This is a genomic window from Burkholderia sp. JPY481 (assembly GCF_038900515.1).
GTDB classification, from domain to species: domain Bacteria; phylum Pseudomonadota; class Gammaproteobacteria; order Burkholderiales; family Burkholderiaceae; genus Paraburkholderia; species Paraburkholderia youngii.
Genome location: NZ_JAYMRT010000137.1, coordinates 1 through 496, shown reverse-complemented (window position 1 = coordinate 496; position 496 = coordinate 1). Strand labels below are relative to the sequence as shown.

The following is a 496-nucleotide window of genomic DNA, read 5'->3' as shown; positions in this document are numbered from 1 at the left end:
ACGGCGATCGCGTTTTCGCTCTGGTCGAGCATCAGGTAGACATCCATCTGCCAGAACGTGACCTGGGCGCGCTCGAGCGTGGTCGTCGCACGCTTCGATAGCGCCGCAAGTCGCGTCTCGGCGGCGAGCAGTTGTCCCGTCAGGAATTCGCATTCGGCCCGGTTCAGCTCCAGTGCAAAAATCAACTGATGCCGACGCTGCCAGCAATCGTCATTCAATAGCCCGGCGCCAGCGGTCAAATAGGCGAGCGCCGAGGCGTGGGCCGTCGACGCCCTGGCGCGCTGACCGGCGAGCAGATTGAGCGCGGCCAGTTGCTCGCGTTCGTCCCGTTCGGTGATCAGCGCGGCGCCGCGATTGAGCTGCCCGACGATTTCGAAGATCGCTTCCTCGCGTTTTTCCGCCGGGGCCTGCGCGATGAGCAGGCGGCCGATCCGCAGATGCGCGTCGGCGCGCGATGATTCAGGAATCAGGGAATAGGCGGCCTGATGAACCCGGT

At 64.5% G+C, this 496-nt stretch carries 1 pseudogene; it reads right to left on the bottom strand.

Annotation, left to right across the window (positions count from 1 at the left end):
- A pseudogene (locus VSR82_RS40025) lies at window positions 1–496 on the bottom strand (protein kinase); the annotation flags it as partial.